Source organism: Paraburkholderia sp. MM5482-R2, assembly GCF_050436125.1.
In the GTDB taxonomy this organism is placed as follows: domain Bacteria; phylum Pseudomonadota; class Gammaproteobacteria; order Burkholderiales; family Burkholderiaceae; genus Paraburkholderia; species Paraburkholderia tuberum.
Genome location: NZ_JBNDLP010000002.1, coordinates 3,393,928 through 3,419,703 on the forward strand (window position 1 = coordinate 3,393,928; position 25,776 = coordinate 3,419,703).

Here is a 25,776-nt window from a genome sequence, read left to right on the forward strand (position 1 = left end):
CCTTCGCTTGCTTTCGGCGGCCTCTTTCAGGCGCCGCGGCGCTTAGCCGAGTTCGCGCACGAGTTCCGGCACGAGGGTGAACAGATCGCCAACCAAGCCGTAATCGGCCACGCTGAAAATCGGCGCTTCTTCGTCCTTGTTGATCGCGACGATGACTTTCGAGTCCTTCATGCCGGCGAGGTGCTGGATCGCCCCCGAGATGCCGACCGCGACGTACAGTTGCGGCGCGACGATCTTGCCGGTCTGACCGACCTGATAATCGTTCGGCACGAACCCCGCGTCGACCGCCGCACGCGATGCGCCCAGTGCCGCGCCGAGCTTGTCGGCCAGCGGTTCCAGCACCTTCATGTAGTTCTCGCCATTGCCCAGACCACGGCCACCCGACACGATGATCTTCGCGCTCGTCAGTTCCGGACGATCGAGCTTCGTCACTTCGCGGCTCACGAACTGCGCGAGGCCTGCGTCGGCTGCCGCTTCGATCTTCTCGACCGCTGCGCTGCCGCCTTCGGCCGCGACGGCATCAAAACCGGTCGAGCGCACGGTGATGACCTTGATCGGATCAGCCGATTGCACGATCGCGATCGCGTTGCCCGCGTAGATAGGACGCTCGAACGTGTCGGCGCTATCCACTGCCGTGATGTCGCTGATCTGCGCGACGTCGAGCTTCGCGGCGATACGCGGCGCGATGTTCTTGCCGTAGGCGGTAGCCGGCGCGAGGATGTGCGTGTAGTGCTTCGCCGCATCTTGCACAAGCGTCAGCACCGTCGCTTCGACGTTTTCCGCGAGGCCTTCGGCCAGTTGCGGCGCATCGGCGAGCAGCACCTTGCTGACACCAGCGATCTTCGCGGCCGCATCGGCCGCGCCCTGCGCGTTATGTCCCGCGACCAGCACGTGAATATCACCGCCGATCTTCTGTGCCGCTGCGATCGTGTTCAGCGTCGCGGCCTTGATCGACGCATTGTCGTGTTCTGCAATTACCAGGTTCGTCATTTCTCGGGTCTCCTCACAGCACCTTCGCTTCGGTCTTCAGCTTCTCGACCAGCGTCTTCACGTCCGGCACCTTCACACCGGCGGAACGCTTCGGCGGCTCGGCGACTTTCAGCGTCTTCAGACGCGGCGTGACATCGACGCCGAGGTCTTCGGGCTTGAGCGTTTCCAGCGGCTTTTTCTTCGCCTTCATGATGTTCGGCAGCGTTACGTAACGCGGCTCGTTCAGGCGCAGATCGGTCGTGACCACGGCCGGCAGCGTCAGCGACAGTGTTTCTGCGCCGCCGTCCACTTCACGCGACACCGTCGCCTTGCCGTCCGCCACGACAAGCTTCGACGCGAACGTCGCCTGCGGCAGATTCGCGAGCGCGGCGAGCATCTGGCCGGTCTGGTTGGAGTCGTCGTCGATGGCCTGCTTGCCCAGGATCACCAGTTGCGGCTGCTCCCTGTCGACGAGCGCCTTGAGCAGCTTCGCGACGGCGAGCGGCTGCAGGTCTTCGTTCGATTCGATCAGGATCGCGCGATCCGCGCCGATGGCGAGCGCGGTGCGCAGCGTTTCCTGCGCCTGCGCAACACCGGCCGACACGGCGATCACTTCGGTCGCGACGCCCGCTTCCTTCAGACGCACCGCTTCTTCAACCGCGATTTCGTCGAACGGGTTCATCGACATTTTCACGTTCGCGATATCGACGCCCGTACCGTCCGATTTCACGCGGACCTTCACGTTGTAGTCGACCACTCTTTTCACTGGCACCAGAATTTTCATGCACACGCTCCAAAGTTACGAATACGTCAACCCGATGAACATTATAGCGACTGCCCTCATGACAGCCGTGTCGCGGGCGCTTTGCGGGAGGATATCGCTCCTCAGCGGCGTAACGGCAATATCGAACGATCGTTCTATTTTAATCTCCAAAAAACCCGGGAGACAACCCCGGGTTCCGACTCAGACCTCTAATTTCGCATTGCCGTCGTGTTCTGCGAGGTCCGCGGGCGTTGCATCACCAGGAGGTGATTACCGAGCCGCCGAATTTGCTGTCGACGAACTGCTTCACTTCCGGCGAGTGGTACGCCGCGACGAGCTTCGCGACCCACGGCTTGTTCTTGTCCGCTTCGCGAATCGCGATCACGTTCACGTAGGGACCTTTCCGGTCCTCGATCGCGATAGCGTCCTGCGTTGGCTTGAGGCCCGCTTCCATCGCGAAGTTGGTGTTGATCGCGGCGGCATCGACATCGCCCAGCGAACGCGGAATCTGCGCCGCGTCAAGCTCGACGATCTTTAGTTTCTTCGGATTGTCGACGATGTCGAGCGGCGTCGCCTTCAGGCCCGCCTCGGCGCGCAGCTTCAGCAAGCCCTGCTTCTGCAGCAACAGCAGCGCGCGGCCGCCGTTGGTCGGGTCGTTCGGCACGGCGATCTTCGCGCCCGGCTGCAGTTCGGCGAGCGACTTCACCTTCTTCGAGTAGATACCCATCGGGTACGTGACCGTATCGGCGATACGGATCAGCTTGTAGCCGCGATCCTTCACCTGCGCCTGCAGGTACGGGTCGTGCTGGTAGCTGTTCGCGTCCAGATCGCCGCCCGCGAGCGCCGCGTTCGGCTGCACGTAGTCGGAGAATTCGACGATCCTGATGTTCAGGCCGTTCTTCGCCGCGACCATCTTCACGACGTCCATGATCTGCGCGTGCGGGCCGCCGGTGACACCAACCTTGATCGTGTCTTCGGCATGCGCCGCGGTGGTGGCGAAGAGCGTTGCCGCGCCGAATGCGGCGGCCAGCTTGAGAATGAAGCGACGTTGCATGATCGACCTTTTCCGAATCTTTATTAGCGGGCTTCCGAACGCCCTTGTTTATTTGTGGCTCAGACGACGCACGAGCCAATCCCCAAACGACTGCACCAGTTGCACGAACACGATCAGTATCAGCACGACCGCGAGCATCACTTCTGGCAGGAAGCGCTGATAGCCGTAGCGGATGCCGAGGTCGCCAAGACCGCCGCCGCCGATCGCGCCGGCCATCGCCGAATAGCCGACCAGCGACACGAACGTGATCGTCAACCCGGCGACCACCCCCGGCAGCGATTCCGGCAACAGCACCTTGAAGACGATCTGGCTGGTGGTCGCGCCCATCGCCTGGGCCGCCTCGATGAGCCCGCGATCGACCTCGCGCAGCGCCGTTTCGACCAGACGCGCGATGAACGGCGCCGCGGCGATCGTCAGCGGCACGATCGCGGCCGCGGTGCCGATTGACGAACCGACGACCAGTCGCGTAAACGGAATCACCGCGACCAGCAGGATGATGAACGGCGTCGAGCGCACCGCGTTGACGATCACGCCCATCACGCGATTCAACGCGACGTTTTCGAGCACGCCCTGGCGGTTGGTCAAATACAGCAGCACGCCGAGCGGCAAGCCGACCACAGCGCCAATCAGTCCGGAGATACCCACCATGATGAGCGTCTCCCAGAACGACTGGACGAACATATCGAACATTTCACTCAACATGCGAGAGCTCCTCCACGACGACACCCTGCTCGCGCAGAAACGTGATCGCCTGCGCGACCTTGGCCGGATCGCCGCCCGCGAGTACCGCGAGCGAGCCGAACGCCTGCCCCTGGATTTCGTCGATCTGGCCGTGCAGGATGTTGAAGTCGAGCTCGTAGCGGCGAATCGTCTCCGACAGGATCGGCTGATCAACGCCCGAACCGGTGAACGCGAGGCGCAGCAGATGGCCGCTGCCGGTCTTCAACCGCTGCGCGACGCGCGCCTTCAGGGCGGGCGGCAGCTCCTGCGCGATCACGTCGCCGATCAGCGCGCGCGTGACTTCGTGGTGCGGCTGCAGGAACACGTCGATCACCTTGCCCTTTTCGACGACGCGGCCCGCGTCGAGCACCGCGACGCGATCGCAGACCTGCTTGATCACGTCCATCTGGTGAGTGATCAGCACGATCGTCAGGTTCAGTTCGCGGTTGATGCGCTTGAGCAGATCGAGGATCGCGCGGGTGGTTTCGGGGTCGAGCGCGGAGGTCGCCTCGTCCGACAGCAGTACCTTCGGCTTGCTCGCGAGCGCACGCGCGATGCCCACGCGCTGCTTCTGCCCGCCGCTGATCTGCGCCGGATAGCGGTCCTTCTGCGCCGACAGACCGACGAGCTCGAGCAGCGGCAGCACGTTCGCCTCGATCTCGTCGCGCTTCATGCCGGCCAGTTCGAGCGGCAGCGCGACGTTCTCGTACACGGTGCGCGACGACAACAGATTGAAGTGCTGGAAGATCATGCCGATCTCGCGACGCGCGTCGCGCAGTTGCGCGGCGGGCAGCGTCGTCAGATCGCGGCCGTTGACGAGGATGTTGCCCTCGGATGGGCGCGTCAGCAGGTTGATCGTGCGCACGAGCGTGCTCTTGCCCGCGCCGCTGCGGCCGATGATGCCGAACACCTCGCCCGCCGGAATCGTCAGATTGACGTTGTGCAGCGCCTCGACCCACCCCCGGGGCCCGGCAAACCGCTGGGAAACATTGCGTATTTCGATCATGGACAAACGAAAACGGCGGAGGCTGCCGGCGAGCATCGTGCTCCCGACAAGCGGCCGCCGTTTCTTTTATTGGGATTTGAGGTCGTCATTCTACCGCAGCGACGACATGCCCTTTAATAATCAATTTCGATCTTTTCATAACCTGCGGGCATTAGAGCCGCACCTTATGCACGAAGCTCACGCGCTTCGCGCCGCGACGACTATGATCGAGCCACCCTTCCTCAGCACAGGCCGCCGCCATGCAGACTTCTCCGAGCCACACCGTGCGCGCGAGCGCCGGCAGTCTCAATAAAGATGTGCCGCAGCGCGGGTCGGTGACGACCGGCGATGGCATCGAATTGCCGCTGTATCGCTGGCGGCCGAACGGTCCCATACGCGCGACGGTCGCGCTGCTGCACGGCCTCGCCGAACACGCCGGCCGTTACGCCGCCGTTGCGGGCCGGCTCAACGCGGCGGGCATCGAGCTTGTCGCGATCGATCTGCGCGGCCACGGCCACGCGCCCGGCAAGCGCGCCTATGTGAAACGCTTCGACGACTACCTGCTCGATGCGCAGGCGCTGCTCGACGCCGCCGCGCAAAGCTGTGCGCCGTTATTCCTGATGGGTCACAGCATGGGTGGCGCGGTGGCGGCGCTGTATGCGATAGAGCGCCTCGACGCGAGCGGGCGGCGCCTCGCCGGCCTGATCCTGTCGAGCCCCGCGCTCGCGCCGGGCCGCGACGTGCCGAAGTGGATGCTCGCGCTAAGCCAGGTGATCAGCCGCGTCTACCCAACCTTCCCGGCGATGAAGATCGACCCTGCGCTGCTCTCGCGCCTTCAGGCGGTGGTCAAAGCCAACCTCAACGATCCGCTCGTGCATCACGACGCGATTCCGGCGCGCACGGGCGCCGAGCTGCTGCTCGCGATGGCGCGCATCGAACGCGGACGCGCGAGGCTGCGCATGCCGCTGCTCGTGTTTCATGGCACCGACGACAAACTGACCGAGCCCGACGGCAGCCGTGCGTTCGGCGAGCACGTGGGCTCGCCGGACAAGACGCTCACGCTGCACGAGGGTAGCTACCACGAGACGATGAACGACCTCGATCGCGATCGGGTGATCGAGGCGTTGGTCGAGTGGATCGAAAGGCGGGCGGTGGGACCGAGTTGACAAGACGCGGCGCTTGCTGGCCGTCGACTAGCGCTTCCACTCCGGCGCGCGTTTGTCGATGAAAGCCTGCACGCCTTCGAGCGCCGAGTCGTCCATCATGTTGCAGGCCATCGTCTGCCCCGCGAGCTGGTACGCGGCTTCGATACCCATTTCGAGCTGCCGGTAGAACAGGTCCTTGCCCGCGCTGACAGCTTCGACCGGCTTCGCGCAGATGCTCGCGGCGAGCCGCGCGACTTCGTCGTCGAGCGCATCGGCTGGGGCGACGCGGTTCACGAGCCCCTGCTTGCGCGCTTCGGCGGCGTCGATGAAATCGCCGGTCAGCAGCATTTCGAGCGCGGCCTTGCGCGACAGGTTGCGCGACAGCGGCACCGACGGTGTCGCGCAGAACAATCCGAGGTTCACGCCCGATACGGCGAAGCGCGCGGTATCGGCGGCGACCGCGAGATCGCACATTGCGACCAGCTGGCAGCCGGCGGCGGTCGCGATGCCATGCACGCGCGCGATCACCGGCTGCGGCATGCGCTGGATCGTCAGCATCAGCTTCGTGCAGCGCGCGAACAGCTGCTGGTAATAAGCAAGCGATGGCGCCGCGCGCATTTCCTTCAGGTCGTGCCCCGCGCAGAACGCGCGGCCAGCGCCGGCGATCACGACCACGCGGGCATCGGTCTTCGCGATCCCGGTCAGCGTCTGCTGCAGTCCGTCGAGCAACGCTTCGGACAGCGCGTTGAACGCGTCGGGCCGGTTCATCGTCACGCGCACGACGCCCGCTACGCGATACGCGTCGTGTTCGATCGTGACCGGCGACGCGTCGCCGGTGCTGGCGGGACTGGCGTTCATGGCTCGCTCCTCGGTACGTGAATGTCGATTTTCGCTCGCTGGCTTTCGAGCCACTGTCGCCGCGTGCAGTCGGGCAACCTCAGATCTCCGCCAGCGACCGCACGTGCGCGACCACGCTGCGCCCGAGCGCCGACAGGTTGTAGCCGCCCTCGAGACAACTGACGATGCGCCCACCCGCATAACGCCGCGCGATCTCGCGCATCTGGTCAGTGATCCACGCGTAATCGTCTTCGACGAGGCCCATGTTGCCGAGGTCGTCCTCGCGATGCGCGTCGAAGCCGGCCGAGATGAACAGCATCTCCGGCCTGAATTCGTGCAGGCGCGGCAACCACAGCATATCGACCGCTTCGCGCACGGCCATGCCGTTCGAACGCGCCGGCATCGGCACGTTGCACATGTTGGACGCCTGGTTGTCGGCGCCCGTGAACGGATAGAACGGATGCTGGAAGATGCTGCACATCAGCACGCGCGGGTCGCCCGAGAACGCGGCCTCGGTGCCGTTGCCGTGATGCACGTCGAAGTCGATGATGGCGACGCGCGCGAGACCATGCACGTCGAGCGCGTGGCGCGCGGCGATCGCAATGTTGTTGAAAAAGCAGAAGCCCATCGCACGCGCCGGTTCCGCGTGATGGCCCGGCGGCCGCACGCTGCAGAACGCGTTGTCGTAGCGGCCTTCGATCACCGCGTCGGTGGCGGCGACCGCCGCGCCCGCCGCGCGCAGCGCGGCCTGCCACGTGTGCGGATTCATCGTCGTGTCGGGATCGATCTCGGCGACGCCCTCGACGGGCGAGCGACCGCGGATGTAGTCGACATGCGCCTGCGTGTGCACTCGCAGCAGCGCGGCCTCGTCGACGAGCGGCGGCGATTCGCGCTCGATCAGCGCGTCGATGCGGCTTGCGATCAGTTGATCCTCGATCGCCTGCAGGCGCGCGGGACACTCGGGGTGCCACTGCCCCATGTCGTGCAGCAGACAGTCGGGGTGGGAATAGAAGCCTGTTGCCATAGTTCGTGTTGTGCGTCTCTTCTACGGCGCGACGCATGAACTGCGCGCGCGGCGTGTCTCCGTCGAGCGGCGCGCGCCCCCGCGCGCCTCCATTCGTCAAGTTACCACACGACGCCGCTGTCGCCGATTCAGCACGGTTTTGCGGAAGTCGTCGGATATACTTCCCCGACCCGTTATTCGCCGTTTCGTTCCTGCAGCTTTCCGACTGCTTCCAGCCTTTCACGCATCGCGCTCACTGCTCACCATGACCGTCAAGCTTGCTCTGTCCGCAGGATCCCCACGCAACCGTCTTCGCCTCGGCACCCACGCCGCCTCACTGATCGTCGCATCGTGCATGTTCATCGCAGCAAGTCCCGCGAGCGCGCAAAACGCCAAGAGGAAAGCACCGGTGCAACTCGCGCAGAGCCAGCCGCAGCAGCCGGTACCGCAAGGACAGACGTTCGAGGAAGAGATCATTCCGCAGCGCTATGCGCACAACGCGAACGTCGATGCGTTCATCAACGAGATGGTCGCGCGCTACGATTTCGACGAAGCGTCGCTGCACGCGCTGTTCACCGGCGTCAGCTACTCGGCGACCGCGGTGAAGCTGGTCACCCCGTCACCGACGCCGTCGGTCAAGAACTGGCGCTCGTATCAGGCGCGCTTCCTCGACCCGGTGCGCGTCAATGCCGGCGTGCAGTTCTGGCGCGAGAACCGGGCCACGCTGCAGCGCGCGTATCAGGAGTTCGGCGTGCCGCCGGAGATGATCGTCGGCATCATCGGCGTCGAGACGATCTACGGTCGCTACATGGGTAATTTCCGCGTGCTCGATGCGCTGACCACGCTGAGCTTCGATTATCCGAACACCGCGAATCGCGCGGACCGCCAGGCGACCTTCCGCAAGAATCTCGAAGACTACCTGGTGTGGACGCGCGACGCGCAGATCGACCCGAACACAGTGCTCGGCTCGTACACCGGCGCGATCGGCATTCCGCAGTTCCTGCCGAGCAGCATCGTCCAATACGCGGTCGACTACGAAGGCAACAAGCGCATCGATCTGCGCACGAGCGATGCGGATGCGATCGGCAGCGTCGCGAATTATCTGCGCCAGAACGGCTGGGAAAGCGGCCGGCCGGTGGTATGGCGAATCGGCTCGGACGCGGGCAGCCTCGGTGTCGCGCAGGCCGCGGCCAATGGGCAGCCGGAGCCGCACTGGCCGCTCGACCAGTTGCTGCGTGCCGGCCTCGTGCTGAACGAGCCGAATGTCGACATTGCTTCCGAAGCGGGCACCCCGGTCACGGTGGTCGATCTGCCGACACCGGGACGCGGCACCGAGTTCGTGCTCGGCCTGAAGAATTTCTACGTGCTCACGCGCTACAACCGCAGCTTCTTCTATGCGCTCGCGGTGTATCAGCTGGGTCAGAAGGTCAAGGCGCAGATGCAAGCGATCGACGCGGCGAATGCCGCAAAAGCGGCCAACAACGGCAGCGCGTCGCAAGGCCAGGCGGATCAGTCGAACTCTGATTCGCAGTGAGTCACGCCGCGAGTCGCCGCGGGCGCCTCGCGTTGAAAAACGCAAAAAAAGCGCCGGCTCGACCGGCGCTTTTCATTAGCTCGTGTGCCCGCGAAGGCGCCGGCGACCCGCTTACGCTGGAAATACCCCCGTGGACAGGTAACGGTCGCCGCGATCGCAGACGATGAACACGATCGTCGCGTTCTCGACCTGACGCGCGATGCGCAGCGCGACTTCGCACGCGCCACCCGACGAAATGCCCGCGAAGATGCCTTCGACCGACGCCAGGCGGCGCGCCATCGCCTCGGCCGCGGATTGGCTGACGTTCTCCACGCGGTCGACGCGGCTGCGGTCGAAGATTTTCGGCAGATACGCTTCCGGCCATTTGCGAATACCCGGAATACGCGAGCCCTCTTCCGGCTGCGCGCCGATGATTTCGATCTGCTGGTTCTGCGTTTTCAGATACGTCGACACGCCCATGATCGTGCCGGTCGTGCCCATCGACGACACGAAGTGCGTGATGCGCCCTTCCGTGTCGCGCCAGATTTCCGGGCCCGTGCCTTCGATGTGCGAGGCCGGATTGTCCGGGTTCGCGAACTGATCGAGGATGATGCCCTTGCCTTCGCGCTGCATCTGCTCGGCGAGATCGCGCGCGTACTCCATGCCGCCTTTGACAGGCGTCAGGATGATTTCCGCGCCGTAAGCGGCCATGCTCTGGCGGCGCTCGACCGACAGATCTTCCGGCATGATCAGCACCATCTTGTAGCCGCGGACTGCGGCGGCCATCGCGAGCGCGATGCCGGTGTTGCCGCTCGTCGATTCGATCAGCGTGTCGCCCGGCTTGATGCGTCCGCGCGCTTCGGCCTTCTTGATCATGGACAACGCCGGCCGGTCTTTCACCGACCCCGCAGGATTGTTGCCCTCGAGCTTCGCGAGAATCACATTGTTGCGGCTACGGATCTCGTCGTCGGGAAGCCGGACGAGTTGTACGAGCGGCGTATTGCCGACCGTGTCTTCAATCGTTTGGTATGCCATATGGGGTCTAGCGATCGATGCGTGAAAGAGTGTCTTCAATCCATCGATTCTAAACCACGATCTCCGGCGCTGCCCTGCAGCCCTTCTGCCCGCATGGATGCATGGTGTTGCCACGCAAAAGCCCGCGGCTGCGAGCCGCGGGAACACGTGTGTACCAATCGATGCAATGGAACGTTCGCGAACCCTGCGCGCCGCAAGCCGCTCGTCAGCATGGCACGCGCAAGGCTCGCGGCCGCTTACTTCTTCACCGCCACTGCGGCGGCGCCCTTCTGCGTGGCGGCGGACGCGGCCGTAGCGGCCGGCTCCTTGCCCGCCGCAGCTGCCGCAACCTGCGTGCTAGCAGCCGCGCCAGCCGGTCCGACAGCGAGACCCTCCGCCTGCAGGCGCTCGATGGTGTGCCCGCCCATGCCCTTGACGCGCTTGCCGAAATCCGCCGCGTCCTTGAACGGGCCGTGCGCATTACGTTCCTCGACAATCGCTTTGGCTTTTGCCGGACCGATGCCCTTGATGCCGCGCAGCGCGTCTTCGTTAGCCGTGTTGACGTCGACCGCCGCATATGCGTGGCCGAAAGCGGCGAGCATCGCCGCGGTAACCAGTACTTTTCGAAACATATTGGAATCTCCCTGTTGCCACTGGCCGGCGACCATCACCAGCCAGGAGATTCCAGTTTAAAGAGGATGACGTACGAATCACACCTGGCCGAACAGCCAACGCACGTAACGATCGACACCTTCCTGCACGCTCAGAAACGGCTCGTCGTAGCCGGCCGTGCGCAGTTTCGACTGATCGGCCTGCGTGAAGCACTGGTACTTGCCGCGCAGCGCGTCGGGGAACGGAATGTATTCGATCAGCCCGCGTTGCACCTGATCCGCGAGCGACAGCGCCGGCTCGTTGTTCAGCGCGCGCAGCGTGTTGACCACGGTGCTCGCGATATCGTTGAACGGCTGCGCGCGGCCGGTGCCGAGATTGAAAATGCCTGACTTCTCCGGATGATCGAAGAAGAACAGGTTGACCTTGACGACGTCTTCGACCGAGATGAAATCGCGCGTCTGCTCGCCGGCCGCATAGCCGTTGTACTCGCCGAACAGCTTGACCTTGCCCTCGGCGCGGAACTGGTTGAAGTTGTGAAACGCGACCGACGCCATGCGCGCCTTGTGCGTTTCGCGCGGACCGTAGACGTTGAAATAACGGAAGCCCACGATCTGGCTCTTCGCGGTGGGCAGCACGCGGCGAATCACCTGATCGAACAGGAACTTCGAATAGCCGTACACGTTCAGCGGCTGCTCGACCTCGCGCTCCTCGACGAAGCGGCTCGAGCCGCCATACGTCGCCGCCGACGACGCGTACAGGAACTGGACGTTCTGCGCGAGGCAGATGTCCAGCACGTCGCGGCTATAGCGGTAGTTGTTGTCCATCATGTAGCGGCCGTCGGTTTCCATCGTGTCCGAGCAGGCGCCTTCGTGGAATATCGCGCGCACCTTGCCGAAGTCGCCGCGCCTGAAGCGCTCGACGAATTCGGTTTTGTCGAGATAGTCGTCGATTTCGCAGTCGACCAGATTCCTGAACTTGTCCGCACGCGTGAGGTTATCGACGGCGATGATGCGCTGTTCGCCGCGCTCGTTGAGCGCCTTCACGAGATTGCTGCCGATAAAACCGGCCGCGCCGGTGACGATGACGGTCATGGTGATCCTGCGGTAGTGAGCTTCGTTCAGTCAACGCCGCGCGGGGTCCGCTGGTCCGTCGGACGACGGCGCCCCGCGGGCTGCATCAGGAAAAGAGTTCGTCGTAGTCGACGGTGGCGGTGCCCAGTTTGCCGACCACGATGCCGGCCGCGCGATTCGCGAGTCCGACCGCGTCGACGAGCGAAAGACCCGCGCCGAGCATCGCGGCGAGTGTCGCGATCACGGTGTCCCCCGCGCCCGAAACATCATACACTTCGCGCGCAACGGCCGACGCGTGCAGGATGCCATCGTCGGAGAACAGCGTCATGCCCTCCTCCGAGCGCGTCAGCAGCAGCGCCTCGAACTGGAGCTCGGCGCGCAGCTTCGTGACGCGCGCGATCAGATCTTCCTCGGACTTCCACTGTCCGACGACCTCGCGCAATTCCGCGCGATTCGGCGTGATCAGCGTCGCGCCGCGATAGCGCTCCCAGTCGTCGCCCTTCGGATCGACGAGCACCGGTTTGCCGGCCGCGTGCGCCTTCGCGATCATTTGCGTGACGTGCGTGAGGCCGCCCTTCGCGTAGTCGGACATCAGGATCACGTCGTACGATGGCAGCAGCTCGTCGAAACGCGCGAGGCCCGCGAGCAGCACCTCGTGTGCCGGCGAGTTTTCGAAATCGACGCGCAGCAACTGTTGCTGACGCGACAGCACGCGCAGCTTGATCGTCGTCAGCAAGGCCGGATCGCGTTCCAGATGCGGCGTGACGCCGCTTTCGCCGAGCAGCTGCACGATGCGCTCGCCGGGCTCGTCATGACCGACCACGCACAAAAGACCCGCCTGCGCGCTGAGCGCGACCGCGTTGCGCGCGACGTTCGCCGCGCCGCCCAGCCGATCTTCCTGGCGCTGCACGTGCACGACCGGCACGGGCGCTTCCGGGGAAATGCGGTTGACGTCGCCGAACCAGTATCGGTCGAGCATCACGTCGCCGACCACCAGCACGCGCGCCGCGTTGAGCTGCGCGCGCGGCACGACCGTGAGCTTCTGCGCCGTCGTGGACGCGGGCGCCGCGGGCATGGCCTCAGGCATCGACCGGAAGTTCAGAGGGTTGGGCATAGGGGCGTCCAATGGCGTGGTAGTCGATACCGAGCTCGGTCATCGCGTCCGGTTCGTACAGGTTGCGGCCGTCGAAAATCAGCGGTGTCTTCAGCACCGATTTCAGATGCACGAAATCAGGACTCTTGAACTCCTTCCATTCGGTCACGATCACGAGCGCGTCGGCGCCGATCAGCGTTTCGTCCTGAGTGCTCGTGAACGTGAGACGCGCCAGCTGCTCCGGCGCAGCGTGCAGATCCATCGCGAATACGCGACGCGCCTCGGTCACGGCGACCGGATCGTACGCACGCACGCTCGCGCCGCGCGCAAGCAACTCGCCGATCACGCGACGGCTCGGCGCCTCGCGCATGTCGTCGGTATTCGGCTTGAACGCGAGACCCCACACCGCGAACGCGCGGCCGCTCAAATCCTCGCCGAGCTTCGCGGTGATCTTGTTCACGAGCACGTCCTTCTGCTGGTAGTTCACTTCCTCGACCGCCTCGAGAATCCGCAGGTTGTGGCCGCTCTCGCTCGCGGTGCGAATCAACGCCTGCACGTCCTTCGGGAAGCACGAGCCGCCATAGCCGCAGCCCGCATACAGGAAGTGATAGCCGATGCGCGGATCGGAACCGATGCCGCGGCGCACCGCTTCGATGTCGGCGCCGACCTTGTCCGCGAGATTCGACATCTCGTTCATGAACGAGATGCGCGTCGCGAGCATCGCGTTGGCCGCGTACTTGGTGAACTCGGCTGAGCGAACGTCCATGTACAGCGTGCGTTCGTGATTGCGGTTGAACGGCGCGTACAGACGCTTCATCATTTCGCGCGCCCGCACGCCCGGTTCGTCTTCGTCGATACCGATCACGATACGGTCGGGGCGCATGAAGTCGTCGACGGCCGCACCTTCCTTCAGGAACTCGGGATTCGACACGACCGAGAAGCGATGCTGCGCGCTGCCGGCGAGCCCGCGTTTCGCGAGCTCTTCATTGATCACCGCGCGCACGCGCTGCGCGGTGCCGACCGGCACCGTCGATTTGTCGACGATCACCTTGAAACCATTCATCGTGCGGCCGATGTTGCGCGCGGCCTCGAGCACATATTGCAGATCGGCGGAGCCGTCTTCGTCGGGCGGCGTGCCGACCGCGATGAACTGCACGTCGCCGTGCGCGACGCTCGCGGCGACATCGGTCGAGAACGTGATGCGGCCAGCCGCGCGCGTGCGGGCGATCATCTCCTGCAAGCCCGGTTCGTGAATCGGCACGCCGCCTTTGTTGAGGATGTCGATCTTGCGCTGATCGACGTCGAGACAGAAGACGTCATTGCCGATTTCGGCGAGACACGCGCCGGTGACAAGGCCCACATAGCCGGTGCCGATAATGGTGATTTTCATACGCTTTCCGGTGGAAGGTTCCGGTAATGAATGCCGCTCATGAGGCCGGCGATAAACTCGTTGCGAAATTCGCGGAGCGGTTGCGTCGCAATGAACGCCGACGCGGCCAAAGCCGCGCGTGCGGCGTCAACTCGGCGCGGTAATCGGCTCGACGCGGCGCGGTGCATAGGTTTCCCAACCGCTGCATCCGGGGCACTGCCAGTAGAAAAGCCGCGCCCGGAAACCACAATTCTGGCACGTATAGCGTGGCAGATTCTTGGTGCGCTGGCGGATCAGTGTGTGCATCAGTTCGAGCTCGCTGCGCCGCGGCTCTTCGGCGACGGCCTGCTGCGCTTCGAGCAGACGCGTCATGCCGGCCAGATTCGGCGACTTCTGCATCTGCGTGCGCGCGAGCGCATGCGCGGCATCGGCGCCGCGCAGCAACGCGACGTGCTGATACGCGACGTCGAGCAGATCGTTGCTCGGATGATGGTCGACCCACGTGGTCAGCAGATCGGCGCCCTCCTGCGCGCGGCCGAGCGCTTCATACGCCTTCATGATTTTCTCGGCGACGAGCGGCAGATACGCGGGGTTCTGCTCCTCGACGCCGCGCCATTGACCGATCGCCGCTTCGGACGCGCCGCCGGCCGCGTCGACGTCGCCGAACAGGATCGTCGCCCGCACGTTGGTCGGGTTCGCCTTCAGCGCGAGACCGAGCTGATGACGCGCTTCGTCCGGTTTCTTCTGCTGCAGCGCTTCCTGAGCAAGTTCGCAATGGAACTGCGCGATTTCCTTGTCGAGCGACGGTGCGCCCATCGTTTCGAGGTGACGCGCGGTATCGATCGACTTGACCCAGTCCTTCTCGATCTCGTAGATCGTCAACAGCGCGCGTTGAGCACCGAGTGCGTAATCGCCCGCCTGCAGCGAGCGGAAGGTTTCCTCGGCACGGTCGAGCAGACCCGCTTTCAGGAAGTCCTGGCCGAGTTCGTACAGCGCGTGATCGCGCTCACTGACAGGCAGGTCCGCGCGGCTCAGCAGATTTTGATGCACGCGGATCGCTCGATCCGTTTCGCCGCGCCGGCGGAACAGATTGCCGAGCGCGAAATGCAATTCGACCGTTTCAGGATCGAGCTTGACGACCTCGATGAATGCGTCGATCGCCTGGTCGGGCTGCTCGTTGAGCAGGAAGTTCAGGCCGCGAAAATAGGACCGCGGCAGGTTCGCGCTTTCGGACAGCAGCGTCTTGAGGTCGTAGCGCGCCGCCATCCAGCCGAACGCGAATGCGACGGGTATGACCAGCAGCCACCAGAAGTCTAGATCCATGCGATTAATGCAAATGTGCGGGAAAGCGAAAACGAAAAGCCGCGCGCAGAGCGCGCGGCGCAACGGAGTTCAGATCAGCGGCGGCATCGGCGGCTGCTCGACGACGGCTGGAGTTTCGCGCGCCACGCGCAACTCGCGCCTGAGCCGGCCATTCTCCATGCGCAGACGTACGACGGCCGGCACCGCCGACACGAGCCCCGCGAGCAAGCCGATCACGAAAAACGCGAGACCGATCAGAATCAGAGGCGCCGACCAGACGTAGCCGGCGAGGAAATTCAGCGTAGCGGGTTGCGTGTTGGAGAGCGCCAGCACCAGCAGCAGCACGAACACCAGCACACGGATCAGCCAGACGATAAATTTCATGAATAGATCTCTTGACGGCAGTTGCGGGGTGACGCCGGCTCGATGACGCGTCGCGCCAAGGTGTTGCCCGCGCCGAAGTGACCCGTATTGTAATGGATGACCTCGGGGCCGGACAGCAAGTGGCGGGATGGCGCACTGACGGGTGATTCGCGAAATGCAAAGGCCGCACCGGGAAGCGCCCTCTTCTCAAACGATGGACGAAAAAAAAGCGCCCGAAGGCGCTTTTCCTGGTCTTTTGCCGACTGGCTTTGGCCGCTGACGCTAGCTATGCCACGCTGCAAGACGCACAGCGGAGTCATTAAAGGTCGTCATCCGGCTCTTCGGCCTTCAGCGGCTCGCCCGCGCGACGATCCACCCGCTCGCGCAATTCCTTGCCTGGCTTGAAGTGCGGTACGTACTTCTCAGGTACCAGCACCTTCTCGCCCGACTTCGGATTGCGTCCAACGCGGGAGGGACGGCGGTTGAGCCCGAAACTGCCGAAGCCTCGAATTTCGATGCGATGACCTTTGGCAAGTGCCTCCGACATCGCATCGAGCATCGTCTTCACCGCGAAATCCGCATCCTTGAGAACAAGTTGCGGAAATCGCGTAGCCAGCTGGGCGACCAATTCCGATTTGGTCATACTGCAGCAGACCTCTCAGGCTTACTGGTTCTGGCCGTCGAGCTTGGCCTTCAGCAGCGCGCCGAGGTTCGTCGTGCCGGTAGCGGCTGCGCTCGAATCCGAAGCAGCGAGACCGCGGATGGCTTCCTGCTGCTCAGCCGAATCCTTCGCCTTGATCGACAGGTTGATGCCACGCGACTTGCGATCGATGTTGATGATCATCGCGTTGACCTTGTCGCCTTCCTTCAGCACGTTGCGAGCGTCTTCCACGCGGTCCTGGGCGATTTCCGAAGCACGCAGGTAGCCTTCGACTTCACCCGACAGCTGGACCACAGCACCCTTCGCGTCCACCGACTTGACAGTACCGTCGACGACCGAACCCTTGTCGTTCATTGCAACGTAGTTGCTGAACGGGTCGCCTTCGAGCTGCTTGATACCCAGCGAAATACGTTCCTTCTCGACGTCGATGCCGAGAACGATCGCTTCCACTTCGTCGCCCTTCTTGTACTTGCGAACGGCTTCCTCGCCGGTTTCGCTCCACGACAGATCCGACAGGTGAACCAGACCGTCGATGCCGCCCGGCAGACCAATGAACACGCCGAAGTCGGTGATCGACTTGATGGCGCCGCTGATCTTGTCGCCCTTCTTGAAGTTGCGGCTGAAGTCGTCCCACGGGTTCGGCTTGCACTGCTTCATGCCGAGGCTGATACGACGGCGGTCTTCGTCGATTTCGAGAACCATGACTTCGACTTCGTCGCCCAATTGGACAACCTTCGACGGAGCAACGTTCTTGTTGGTCCAGTCCATTTCCGACACGTGGACGAGGCCTTCGATGCCCGATTCCACTTCGACGAATGCGCCGTAGTCGGTGATGTTGGTGACCTTACCGAACAGACGCGTGCCCGACGGGTAACGGCGCGAGATGCCTTCCCACGGATCGTCGCCCAGTTGCTTGATACCGAGCGAAACGCGGTTCTTTTCCTGGTCGAACTTGAGGATCTTCGCGGTGACTTCCTGGCCAACCGACAGAACTTCGCTCGGGTGACGCACACGACGCCATGCGATGTCCGTGATGTGCAGCAGGCCGTCGATACCGCCGAGGTCCACGAACGCGCCGTAGTCGGTGATGTTCTTGACCACGCCTTCGACGATCGCGCCTTCCTTCAGCGTTTCGAGCAGCTTCGCGCGCTCTTCGCCTTGCGTTGCCTCGATGACAGCGCGGCGCGACAGCACGACGTTGTTACGCTTGCGGTCGAGCTTGATGACGCGGAATTCGAGCGTCTTGCCTTCGTACGGGGTGGTGTCCTTGACCGGACGCGTATCAACCAGCGAACCCGGCAGGAACGCGCGGATGCCGTTGACCATCACGGTCATACCACCCTTGACCTTGCCCGTGATCGTGCCGGTTACGAGTTCGTTGTTGTCCAGCGCCTTTTCCAGCGACAGCCACGAAGCCAGACGCTTCGCCTTGTCACGCGACAGGATGGTGTCGCCATAGCCGTTTTCCAGCGCGTCGATCGCGACGGAAACGAAGTCGCCCGCCTGCACTTCTACCTCGCCCGCGTCGTTCAGGAACTCTTCGAGCGGGATGTAGGCTTCGGACTTCAGACCAGCATTCACGACCACGAAGTTGTGGTCGACACGCACGACTTCCGCGGAGATCACTTCGCCAGCGCGCATGTCCTGCTTGGTCAGCGACTCTTCGAACAGAGCCGCAAAAGATTCGGTATTCGGGGTAGAGGTTTGCAGGTCGGACATAAAAATCAGAGTTTGCATGGTCTTCGCAACGCCTGGCTCACCGGACTGGTCAGCAACTGCGGCAAATACGCGAACGCCACGCGGGGTTAAAGGGTTAAAAAAACAACGCTTCGCGACCATCGCGAAGCACCTACCAACAACAGGACTGCCGCTGTCTGGCCACTACCGCATGACCGTTTCAGTTACGCATGCGGGACCAGCGCTTCATACCATTGCACCACCTGCTCGACCGCCTGGTCGACCGACAATGCGGAGGTATCAAGCAGTTTTGCATCCGCCGCGGGCTTGAGCGGCGCGGCCGCGCGCTGACTGTCACGCTCGTCGCGCTCACGCAAATCCCGGAGCAAGTCATCTATATTAGCAGAAAATCCTTTTTGGATCAATTGCTTATGCCGGCGCGTCGCGCGGGCCTCGACGCTCGCCGTCATGAACACCTTCAGCACGGCATCCTGAAAGATCACGGTGCCCATGTCGCGCCCGTCGGCGACGAGCCCCGGCTCCTTGCGAAACGCCCGCTGACGCGCCACCAGCGCGGTTCGCACCGGCCCGTGAACGGCGATCGCCGAGGCGCGGCTGCCCACTTCCTCCGCACGAATTTCGGTCGATACATCGACGCCGTCGAGCTGCGCGAGCCCCTCGCGAAACGTGATATGGAGGTCGTCGATCAGTTTGACAAGTGCGTCGACGTCGTCCGCCGCGATGCCGTAGCGCAGGCTCGCGAGTGCCGCGAGCCGGTAGAGCGCGCCGCTGTCGAGCAGGTGAAAGCCGAGGTTGGCGGCCACCATCGTGGCCACAGTGCCTTTGCCGGAGGCGCTGGGGCCGTCGATTGTAATGACGGGCGTCTGGTGAAAGGGACGGATCGGTTTCATCTAAAAATGTCGCACATCGGGCGATTCGCACGCGAATCTGGATTGCATCAGGCTTGCGCGAGCGCCGTGAAGCGCTCGAAATAATCCGGGAACGTCTTGCCGACGCACCTCGGGTCGTTGATGCGGATCGGCACACCGCCCAAGCTCACGAGCGAGAAGCACATCGCCATACGGTGGTCGTCGTAGGTGTCGATCGCGGCATTCGGGATGAGCTTTTCGGGCGGCGTGACGACGAGGAAATCCTCGCCCTCCTGCACCTTCGCGCCGACCTTGCGCAGCTCGGTCGCCATCGCGGCGATGCGGTCGGTTTCCTTGACGCGCCAGCTTGCGATGTTGCGCAGCGTGGTCGTGCCGTCCGCGAACAGCGCGGCGACCGCGATCGTCATCGCCGCGTCGGGGATCAGGTTGAAGTCCATGTCGATCGGATCGAGCTTGCCATGGTCGTTGCCGACGCCGCGCACTTCGATCCAGTCCTCGCCCATCTGCAGGTTCGCGCCCATCCTGATCAGCGCATCGGCAAAGCCGACGTCGCCCTGGATGCTCGCGCGGCCCACACCTTCCACTCTCAGCGGGCCGCCGCCGAGCGCTCCCGCGGCGAGGAAATACGACGCCGACGACGCATCCCCTTCCACCATGATCGCGCCTGGCGACTGATAACGCTGCCCGGCCGGCACCACGAACTGGTGCCAGCCGTGACGCTCGACGTCGATGCCGAAGCGCGCCATCAGCTTGATCGTGATCTCGATGTACGGCTTCGAGATCAGCTCGCCGTCGACCTGCACGGTGGTGACGCCGCTCGCGGTGCGCAAGAGCGGCAGCGTCATCAGCAGCGAGGTCAGAAACTGGCTCGACACATCGCCGCGCACGCGGATCGGCGCGTCGGCCGTGATCTGGGCGGGACGGATGCGTAGCGGCGGATAGCCTTCGTTCTGTTCGTAGTCGATCTTCGCGCCGATCTGGCGCAGGCCGTCGACGAGATCGCCGATCGGCCGCTCGTGCATGCGCGGCACGCCGTGGATCCGGTAGTCGCCGCCGTTCACGGAGAGGGCCGCGGTCAGCGGACGCACCGCCGTACCCGCGTTGCCGAGGAACAGGTCGGCCGTTCGCGCGGTGAACGCGCCGCGCGTGCCGGTCACGACGCAGGTGTCACCGTCGCGCTTCAGACGTACGCCAAGCTTTTCGAGCGCAGCGAGCATCACGCGGGTGTCATCGGAATCGAGCAGGTTCGTGATCGTCGTCTCGCCTTCGGCGAGCGCGGCGAGCAGCAGCACGCGGTTCGAGATGCTCTTCGAGCCGGGCAGACGAATCGTGCCGGACGCACGGGAAAAAGGTCCGAGATCGAGGAATTCCATGATGTGTCCAGTTTCCGGTTATTTGGACGCGTCGCTGGCGGCCACGCCAGCCGCGCGCTGCTCCTGCCACTGACTGCGCGCGACGCGCGAGCGCGCGAACACCGCTTCGAGCGCGGCGCCGTCGCCGGCCTCGATCGCCGTGCGCAGGCGCGCGAGCACCGCGGTATACGCGTCGAGTTCGTCGAGCAGCGCCGCGCGATTAGCGACGCAGACGTCGCGCCACATCTCCGGACTCGACGCGGCGATGCGCGTGAAGTCGCGGAATCCGCCCGCCGCGAACGAAAACTTCAAAGCGGCGTCGGGCGAACTGAGGATCTGTTCGACGAGCGCGAACGACAGCACGTGCGGTAGATGACTGACCGACGCGAACACGCGGTCGTGCTGCTGTGGCGTCATGTCCCGCACCAAGGCGCCGGTGGCGCGCCACATCGCCGCGACGCGCTCGACCGCTTCCGGCGCGTTCTCCGGCAGCGGGCACAGCACGACGTTGCGGTTCACGTACAGATCGGGCAACGCGGCGTCGACGCCGCTCGACTCGCGGCCGGCGATCGGATGGCCCGGCACGAACTGGCCGATCCGTGCACCGAGCGCCGCGCGCGCGGCGGCGACCACGTCGGACTTGGTGCTGCCCGCATCGGTGACGATCGTGTTGGCGTCGAGATGCAGCGCGATGCGTTCGAGCAGCGGCTGTGTCTGCGCGACCGGCGCCGCGAGCAGCACGAAGTCCGCGCCCGCTAGCGCGTCGCGCAGCGCGGCGTCGTCGGTGAGCGCCGCGGCGCCGTCGATCACCCCGAGCGCCAAGGCGCGCTCGCTCGACGCGGACGTCCGTCCCACCCCAACCACCGTGCGTGCCCCGCCGGCCTCGCCGCGTTCACGCAACGCGCGCGCGAGCGATCCGCCGATCAGGCCGACACCGAAAATCACCAGCTTGTTAAAAGAAAACGCGGCCACGTCGCTCACACAATACGGACAATAAGCGCGCCGCTCCTGCCGGCCGACGCGCGCGGGATCAAGGAGCAATGCTTACGCAGCGGCAGGCTCGGCAAGCGTCTTTTCGAGCGCCGCGAGGAACGCTCCGTTTTCCTCCGGCAGGCCGATCGTGATGCGTAGCCATTGCGGCAAACCGTAGTTGCCGACCGGTCGCACGATCACAGCCTGTTTCAGCAGCGCGAGATTCACCCGGGCGCCGGCTTCGTCGTCACCGCCGACGCGCACGAGCACGAAGTTACCTTCGGATGGCACGTATTCGAGACCGAGCTTGTCGAACGCCTCGGTCAGAAGCTTATAGCCCTGCGCGTTCAGCGCCGCGCTCTTTTCCAGAAATGCGCTGTCGTTCAGTGCCGCAATCGCCGCGGCCTGCGCGAGCGTATTGACGTTAAACGGCTGACGCAGTCGATTCAGCAGATCGGTCAAGCCGGGCTGCGCGATCGCGAAGCCGATACGCAGGCCCGCCAGGCCGAACGCCTTCGAGAAAGTACGCGACACCAGCAGGTTCGGATAGCGGCGCACCCAGTCGATCGAGTTATAGCGCTTGTCCGCCGACAGATACTCGGTGTACGCCTCGTCGAGCACGACGACCACATGGCGCGGCACTTTGCCGAGAAACGCCTCGAGCGTCGGACCGTCGACGAACGTACCGGTCGGATTGTTCGGATTGGCGACGAACACGAGACGCGTGTCGTCGTCGATCGCGGCAAGCATCGCGTCGAGGTCGTGACCATAGTGCACGGCCGGCACGACGATCGCGCGCGCGCCGACGCCTTGCGTTGCGAGCGCATAGACCGCGAACGAATACTCCGAGAACACTACCGCCTGGCCCTTCTCGACGAACGCGTGCGCGGCGAGTTCGAGGATGTCATTGCTGCCGTTGCCGAGCGTGATCCACTCGGCCGGCACGCCGTAGCGCGCGGCGAGCGCCGCCTTCAGTTCGAAACCGTTCGAGTCCGGATAGCGGCCGAGGTCGGCGATCGCCTGCGCCATCGCGCGCAGCGCGGATTCCGGCATGCCGAGCGGATTCTCGTTCGATGCCAGCTTCACGATGCTCGCCTCGTCGAGACCAAACTCGCGGGCCACTTCCGAAATCGGCTTGCCGGCGATGTACGGCGCGATCGCACGCACATAGGAAGGGCCGAAAGACGCTGTCATGAAAATCTCCGAACGACGATGGATAGTGAAATATGCGTTCGGGCAGTGCACTTGGCGCCGCCCGGACTGCGCTGCCAGCCCTTACCGGGCGCGCGGATACGAGCCGAGTATTTTCAGGAACGCGGCCTTCTCGCCGAGCCCGGCGAGCGCGGCGGCCACGGCCGGGTCGTCGCGATGGCCTTCGACATCGATATAGAAGTAGTACTCCCACGTGCCGACGCGCGCCGGGCGCGATTCGAAACGCGTCATCGACACGCCGTGGCGCGCCAGCGGCTCGAGCAGCTTGACCATCGCACCCGGTTCGTTCACGACCGACACAATCAGCGAGGTCTGGTCGTAGCCGCTCGGACCGGTCGGCTGCTTGCCGATCATCACGAAGCGTGTGCGGTTGTGCGGATCGTCCTGGATCAGCGCGTTGGTGACCTGCAGGCCGTAGTGGATCGCGGCGCGGTCGCCGGCGATGGCCGCGACGGTCGGATCTTCGGCTGCCATCCGTGCAGCTTCCGCGTTGCTCGACACCGCCTGGCGCTCGAGATGCGGCGCGTTGGTCGACAGCCAGCGCTGGCACTGCGCGAGCGCCTGGGCGTGCGCGCACACGCGCGTGACGCCGGCGAGCCCGTTTTGCGTGAGCAGGTTGTGATGAATCGGCAATGCGAGTTCGCCGCCGATGGTCAGCTGCGTTTGCAGCAGCAGATCCAGCGTGCGCGACACCGCGCCTTCGGTCGAATTCTCGACCGGCACGACGCCGTAGTCGGCGGCGCCCGCCTCGACCGAGCGGAACACTTCATCGATCGACGGGCACGGCAGCCCTTCGATCGACTGACCGAAGTACTCATGCATCGCCTGTTCGCTATAGGTGCCGACGGGCCCGAGGTACGCGGCCTTGATGGTCTTTTCGAGTGCGCGGCTTGCGGCCATGATCTCGCGCCAGATCGCGCTGATGTGTTCGTCCGCAAGCGGCCCCGCGCTCATCTCCTGCAGGCGCGCGATCACCTGCATCTCGCGCTCGGGTCGGAACACCGGTGCGTTGAAATGCTTCTTGACCTCCCCGACTTCGAGCGCGACCGACGCGCGCTGGTTCAGGAGCGCGATCAACTGCGCGTCGAGCGCGTCGATGCGATCGCGCAGAGGTTTGAGTCGTGTATTGAGTTCGTCGTCCATGCGTAAAACGGCTTTGCCGGGTAAATGCTGGAAAAGATGCGCACGCCTGCCGGTCAGTGTGGCTCAGGCACTGCGCTGTTCGAATTCCTTCATGTATTCGACAAGCGCTTTGACGCCTTCGAGCGGGACGGCGTTATAAATCGACGCCCGCATGCCGCCGACGGACTTGTGGCCCTTTAGCTGCACCAATCCCCGCGCCTTCGCGCCGGACAGGAAATCTTCGTTGCGCGACTCGTCGGCGAGGAAGAACGGTACGTTCATCCGGGAGCGCGAGCCACGCTCGACCTTGTTCAGATAGAAGCTGCTCGAGTCGATCGTGTCGTACAGCAGCTTCGATTTTTCGAGGTTGCGTGCCTCCATCGCCAGGAGGCCGCCCTGCTTCTTCAACCACTTGAACACGAGCCCGGCGATATAGATCGCGTAGGTGGGCGGAGTGTTGTACATCGAATTGTTCTCGGCGACGGTCTTCCATTCGAACGCCGACGGGCAGATCGGCATCGCGCGATCGAGCATGTCCTCACGCACGATCACGACCGTCACGCCGGCCATGCCGATGTTCTTCTGCGCACCGCCGAATAGCACGCCGTATTTGGCGATGTCCATCGGGCGCGACAGGATATGCGACGACGCGTCCGCGACGAGCGGAGTATCGCCGAGGTCGGGAATCTCGAAGGTTTCGACGCCGTGAATGGTCTCGTTGGTGCACAAGTGCACGTAAGCCGGATCGTCCGACAGTTGCCATTCCGAGCGCGCCGGCGCGCGGGTGAAGCCCTCGGCTGTCTTGCCGGTCGCGGCGAGATGCACGCTGCCGTATTTCTGCGCTTCCTTGAACGATTTCTCCGACCACGAGCCGGTGATGACGAAATCCGCGCGCGGTTTCGAGCCGAGCAGGTTCATCGGCACGATCGCGTTTTCGCCGAGTCCGCCGCCCTGCAGAAACAGGATGCGGTGGCTTGCCGGCACCTGCAGCAACTCGCGCAGATCGGTCAGCGCTTCCTCGTGGATCAACATGAATTCCTTGCCGCGATGGCTCATTTCCATCACGCTCATACCACTGCCTTGCCAATTCAGCATCTCGTCGGCTGCCTGGCGCAGCACTTCTTCGGGCATGGCCGCCGGGCCGGCGGAGAAATTAAAGACGCGCATGTGAGGTCCTGGAAGCGGGCGCGAAATAACGAAGTCGCGCGGGAATCGGCGAAAAGAACTGCGAAATGGCTCGCCGAAAAAGAAAATGGCCGTCTGCGCCAGTGCGCAAACGACCATTATCGCATTGTCGCCGCCAACCCGCCACGCCGGGTGGCCCTGCGGGCGCGACGACAGGCCGGCTGATCAGCGCAGCCTGCGCGCGGAATTTACTTGGCAGCCGGCTTGACCGATGCGACTTCCTTGTCGGCCTGGTCACGCGTTGCCTTGATCGATTCCGGCATGTACTTCTGCATCAGACCGTTCACGACGTCGCGACCAACCTGGTCTTGCACCTGGATGAACTTGCGACCGGTCGGGCTCTTGTAGAACGTGGTCAGATCCTTGATTTCCGACGTGCTGTAGTACTTCGCGTACGCGTCGTACTGAGATTGCATCGCGTCCTGACGGAAAGAGTCGGTCGCGAACACCTGGCCCGCGCTGTCCACCAGCTTCGGTACCGCGTTCTTTTGCAGCGTCGGCACGGCGGCCTGCTTCTGCTTGTCCGTCATCGTCTTGTTCTCGGTCAGCGCGTCCGACAGGATTGCCGGAACGAGCTGCTTGGCCTGCATCTGCGCGCTGTTGCCGATTGCGCCAACCAGCTTCTGCGCATCGATGGCGTCGAGCAGCTCCTTGATGGCAGCTTGCTTGGCCGGATCAACCGGTGCTGCTGCGGCAGCCGGAGCCGCAGGCGCCTGGTTCTGCAGCGCTTGAGCCATGGCGAAGGTCGGCACGATGGCAGCCAGCAACATCAGTTGTTTGAATCGTTTTTGCATCACTACTCCCTAAGAGAAATTAACTTGAACTGCACGCCACACGGGAAAGCGTACCGGCCCGATACGCGGTGACCCGCAGCGTAGCTTCAACGTATTAAC

General features: G+C 63.9%; 25 protein-coding genes. 2 read left to right on the forward strand and 23 right to left on the reverse strand.

The features are described from left to right. Nucleotides 1–42: 42 nt before the first annotated feature. The 5 genes from OKW37_RS18435 to OKW37_RS18455 form a co-directional block, all read right to left on the reverse strand. Entirely contained in the window at nucleotides 43–990 is a 948-nt protein-coding gene (locus tag OKW37_RS18435; RefSeq protein ID WP_429404856.1) for an electron transfer flavoprotein subunit alpha/FixB family protein, read from the reverse strand. 13 nt (nucleotides 991–1,003) lie between these two features. Continuing rightward, nucleotides 1,004–1,753: an electron transfer flavoprotein subunit beta/FixA family protein gene (locus OKW37_RS18440; RefSeq protein WP_184061355.1), complete on the reverse strand. Its 750-nt coding sequence runs from the start codon at nucleotides 1,751–1,753 to the stop codon at nucleotides 1,004–1,006. Between the two features lie 235 nt (nucleotides 1,754–1,988). After that, entirely contained in the window at nucleotides 1,989–2,786 is a 798-nt protein-coding gene (locus OKW37_RS18445; protein ID WP_429404853.1) for a MetQ/NlpA family ABC transporter substrate-binding protein, read from the reverse strand. Nucleotides 2,787–2,834: 48 nt separating this feature from the next. Further along, nucleotides 2,835–3,488 (reverse strand): methionine ABC transporter permease, encoded by a 654-nt coding sequence (locus tag OKW37_RS18450; protein ID WP_187612419.1) that lies wholly within the window; start codon nucleotides 3,486–3,488, stop codon nucleotides 2,835–2,837. Next, on the reverse strand, nucleotides 3,478–4,512 hold the full coding sequence (locus OKW37_RS18455) for a methionine ABC transporter ATP-binding protein (protein ID WP_429404851.1): 1,035 nt from the start codon (nucleotides 4,510–4,512) through the stop codon (nucleotides 3,478–3,480). The genes OKW37_RS18450 and OKW37_RS18455 overlap by 11 nt, the downstream gene beginning before the upstream one ends. 239 nt (nucleotides 4,513–4,751) lie before the next feature. Here OKW37_RS18455 and OKW37_RS18460 point away from each other — a divergent pair, with 239 nt between their 5' ends. Beyond that, the gene (locus OKW37_RS18460) at nucleotides 4,752–5,657 is read left to right on the forward strand and encodes a lysophospholipase (protein ID WP_429404849.1); all 906 of its coding nucleotides are present in this window, start codon (nucleotides 4,752–4,754) and stop codon (nucleotides 5,655–5,657) included. A 27-nt stretch (nucleotides 5,658–5,684) separates the two neighbouring features. Here the strand turns inward: OKW37_RS18460 and OKW37_RS18465 are convergent, their stop codons facing one another. Together OKW37_RS18465 and OKW37_RS18470 are read right to left on the reverse strand one after the other, a co-directional pair. Beyond that, on the reverse strand, nucleotides 5,685–6,494 hold the full coding sequence (locus OKW37_RS18465) for an enoyl-CoA hydratase (protein WP_429404847.1): 810 nt from the start codon (nucleotides 6,492–6,494) through the stop codon (nucleotides 5,685–5,687). Nucleotides 6,495–6,573: 79 nt separating this feature from the next. Continuing rightward, on the reverse strand, nucleotides 6,574–7,497 hold the full coding sequence (locus OKW37_RS18470; protein WP_429404845.1) for a histone deacetylase family protein: 924 nt from the start codon (nucleotides 7,495–7,497) through the stop codon (nucleotides 6,574–6,576). A gap of 334 nt (nucleotides 7,498–7,831) precedes the next feature. Here OKW37_RS18470 and mltB point away from each other — a divergent pair, with 334 nt between their 5' ends. After that, nucleotides 7,832–9,010, forward strand: coding sequence for a lytic murein transglycosylase B (gene mltB / locus OKW37_RS18475; RefSeq protein ID WP_429404843.1), 1,179 nt, complete (start codon nucleotides 7,832–7,834; stop codon nucleotides 9,008–9,010). A gap of 111 nt (nucleotides 9,011–9,121) precedes the next feature. Here the strand turns inward: mltB and cysM are convergent, their stop codons facing one another. The 16 genes from cysM to OKW37_RS18555 all read right to left on the reverse strand — a co-directional run bounded on the left by cysM (nucleotide 9,122) and on the right by OKW37_RS18555 (nucleotide 25,677). Then, nucleotides 9,122–10,024 carry a cysteine synthase CysM gene (cysM, locus tag OKW37_RS18480; protein ID WP_090801307.1) on the reverse strand — a complete coding sequence of 301 codons (903 nt, stop codon included), beginning with the start codon at nucleotides 10,022–10,024 and terminating at the stop codon, nucleotides 9,122–9,124. 236 nt (nucleotides 10,025–10,260) lie between these two features. Next, on the reverse strand, nucleotides 10,261–10,635 hold the full coding sequence (locus OKW37_RS18485; RefSeq protein ID WP_090805416.1) for a ComEA family DNA-binding protein: 375 nt from the start codon (nucleotides 10,633–10,635) through the stop codon (nucleotides 10,261–10,263). 78 nt (nucleotides 10,636–10,713) lie between these two features. Further along, entirely contained in the window at nucleotides 10,714–11,706 is a 993-nt protein-coding gene (gene rfaD, locus OKW37_RS18490) for an ADP-glyceromanno-heptose 6-epimerase (protein WP_187612423.1), read from the reverse strand. An 85-nt stretch (nucleotides 11,707–11,791) separates the two neighbouring features. Further along, nucleotides 11,792–12,799 carry a D-glycero-beta-D-manno-heptose-7-phosphate kinase gene (gene rfaE1, locus OKW37_RS18495; protein WP_311734769.1) on the reverse strand — a complete coding sequence of 336 codons (1,008 nt, stop codon included), beginning with the start codon at nucleotides 12,797–12,799 and terminating at the stop codon, nucleotides 11,792–11,794. Continuing rightward, a complete protein-coding gene (locus tag OKW37_RS18500) occupies nucleotides 12,765–14,168 on the reverse strand; it encodes a UDP-glucose dehydrogenase family protein (RefSeq protein WP_429404840.1) in 1,404 nt (467 codons plus the stop codon). Before OKW37_RS18500 ends, rfaE1 begins: the two co-directional genes overlap by 35 nt. A 126-nt stretch (nucleotides 14,169–14,294) precedes the next feature. Then, nucleotides 14,295–15,470, reverse strand: coding sequence for a lipopolysaccharide assembly protein LapB (gene lapB / locus OKW37_RS18505; RefSeq protein ID WP_184061347.1), 1,176 nt, complete (start codon nucleotides 15,468–15,470; stop codon nucleotides 14,295–14,297). A gap of 69 nt (nucleotides 15,471–15,539) precedes the next feature. Further along, nucleotides 15,540–15,833 carry a LapA family protein gene (locus OKW37_RS18510; RefSeq protein WP_184027701.1) on the reverse strand — a complete coding sequence of 98 codons (294 nt, stop codon included), beginning with the start codon at nucleotides 15,831–15,833 and terminating at the stop codon, nucleotides 15,540–15,542. 298 nt (nucleotides 15,834–16,131) lie between these two features. Next, nucleotides 16,132–16,455 (reverse strand): integration host factor subunit beta, encoded by a 324-nt coding sequence (locus OKW37_RS18515; protein WP_006050255.1) that lies wholly within the window; start codon nucleotides 16,453–16,455, stop codon nucleotides 16,132–16,134. A gap of 21 nt (nucleotides 16,456–16,476) precedes the next feature. Beyond that, nucleotides 16,477–18,210 carry a 30S ribosomal protein S1 gene (gene rpsA / locus OKW37_RS18520; protein WP_008921410.1) on the reverse strand — a complete coding sequence of 578 codons (1,734 nt, stop codon included), beginning with the start codon at nucleotides 18,208–18,210 and terminating at the stop codon, nucleotides 16,477–16,479. 164 nt (nucleotides 18,211–18,374) lie between these two features. Further along, entirely contained in the window at nucleotides 18,375–19,061 is a 687-nt protein-coding gene (gene cmk, locus OKW37_RS18525) for a (d)CMP kinase (protein ID WP_184061346.1), read from the reverse strand. 47 nt (nucleotides 19,062–19,108) lie between these two features. Continuing rightward, nucleotides 19,109–20,413, reverse strand: coding sequence for a 3-phosphoshikimate 1-carboxyvinyltransferase (aroA, locus tag OKW37_RS18530; protein ID WP_184061345.1), 1,305 nt, complete (start codon nucleotides 20,411–20,413; stop codon nucleotides 19,109–19,111). Between the two features lie 18 nt (nucleotides 20,414–20,431). Further along, entirely contained in the window at nucleotides 20,432–21,373 is a 942-nt protein-coding gene (locus tag OKW37_RS18535) for a prephenate dehydrogenase (RefSeq protein ID WP_184028740.1), read from the reverse strand. 63 nt (nucleotides 21,374–21,436) lie between these two features. After that, nucleotides 21,437–22,558 (reverse strand): histidinol-phosphate transaminase, encoded by a 1,122-nt coding sequence (hisC, locus tag OKW37_RS18540; RefSeq protein ID WP_429404837.1) that lies wholly within the window; start codon nucleotides 22,556–22,558, stop codon nucleotides 21,437–21,439. Between the two features lie 81 nt (nucleotides 22,559–22,639). Next, nucleotides 22,640–23,719, reverse strand: a complete 1,080-nt coding sequence (gene pheA, locus OKW37_RS18545; RefSeq protein ID WP_018421374.1) for a prephenate dehydratase — start codon at nucleotides 23,717–23,719, stop codon at nucleotides 22,640–22,642. Nucleotides 23,720–23,782: 63 nt separating this feature from the next. After that, the gene (gene serC, locus OKW37_RS18550; protein WP_184070725.1) at nucleotides 23,783–24,865 is read right to left on the reverse strand and encodes a 3-phosphoserine/phosphohydroxythreonine transaminase; all 1,083 of its coding nucleotides are present in this window, start codon (nucleotides 24,863–24,865) and stop codon (nucleotides 23,783–23,785) included. A 206-nt stretch (nucleotides 24,866–25,071) separates the two neighbouring features. Beyond that, a complete protein-coding gene (locus OKW37_RS18555; RefSeq protein WP_184027684.1) occupies nucleotides 25,072–25,677 on the reverse strand; it encodes a DUF2059 domain-containing protein in 606 nt (201 codons plus the stop codon). Nucleotides 25,678–25,776 lie beyond the last annotated feature (99 nt).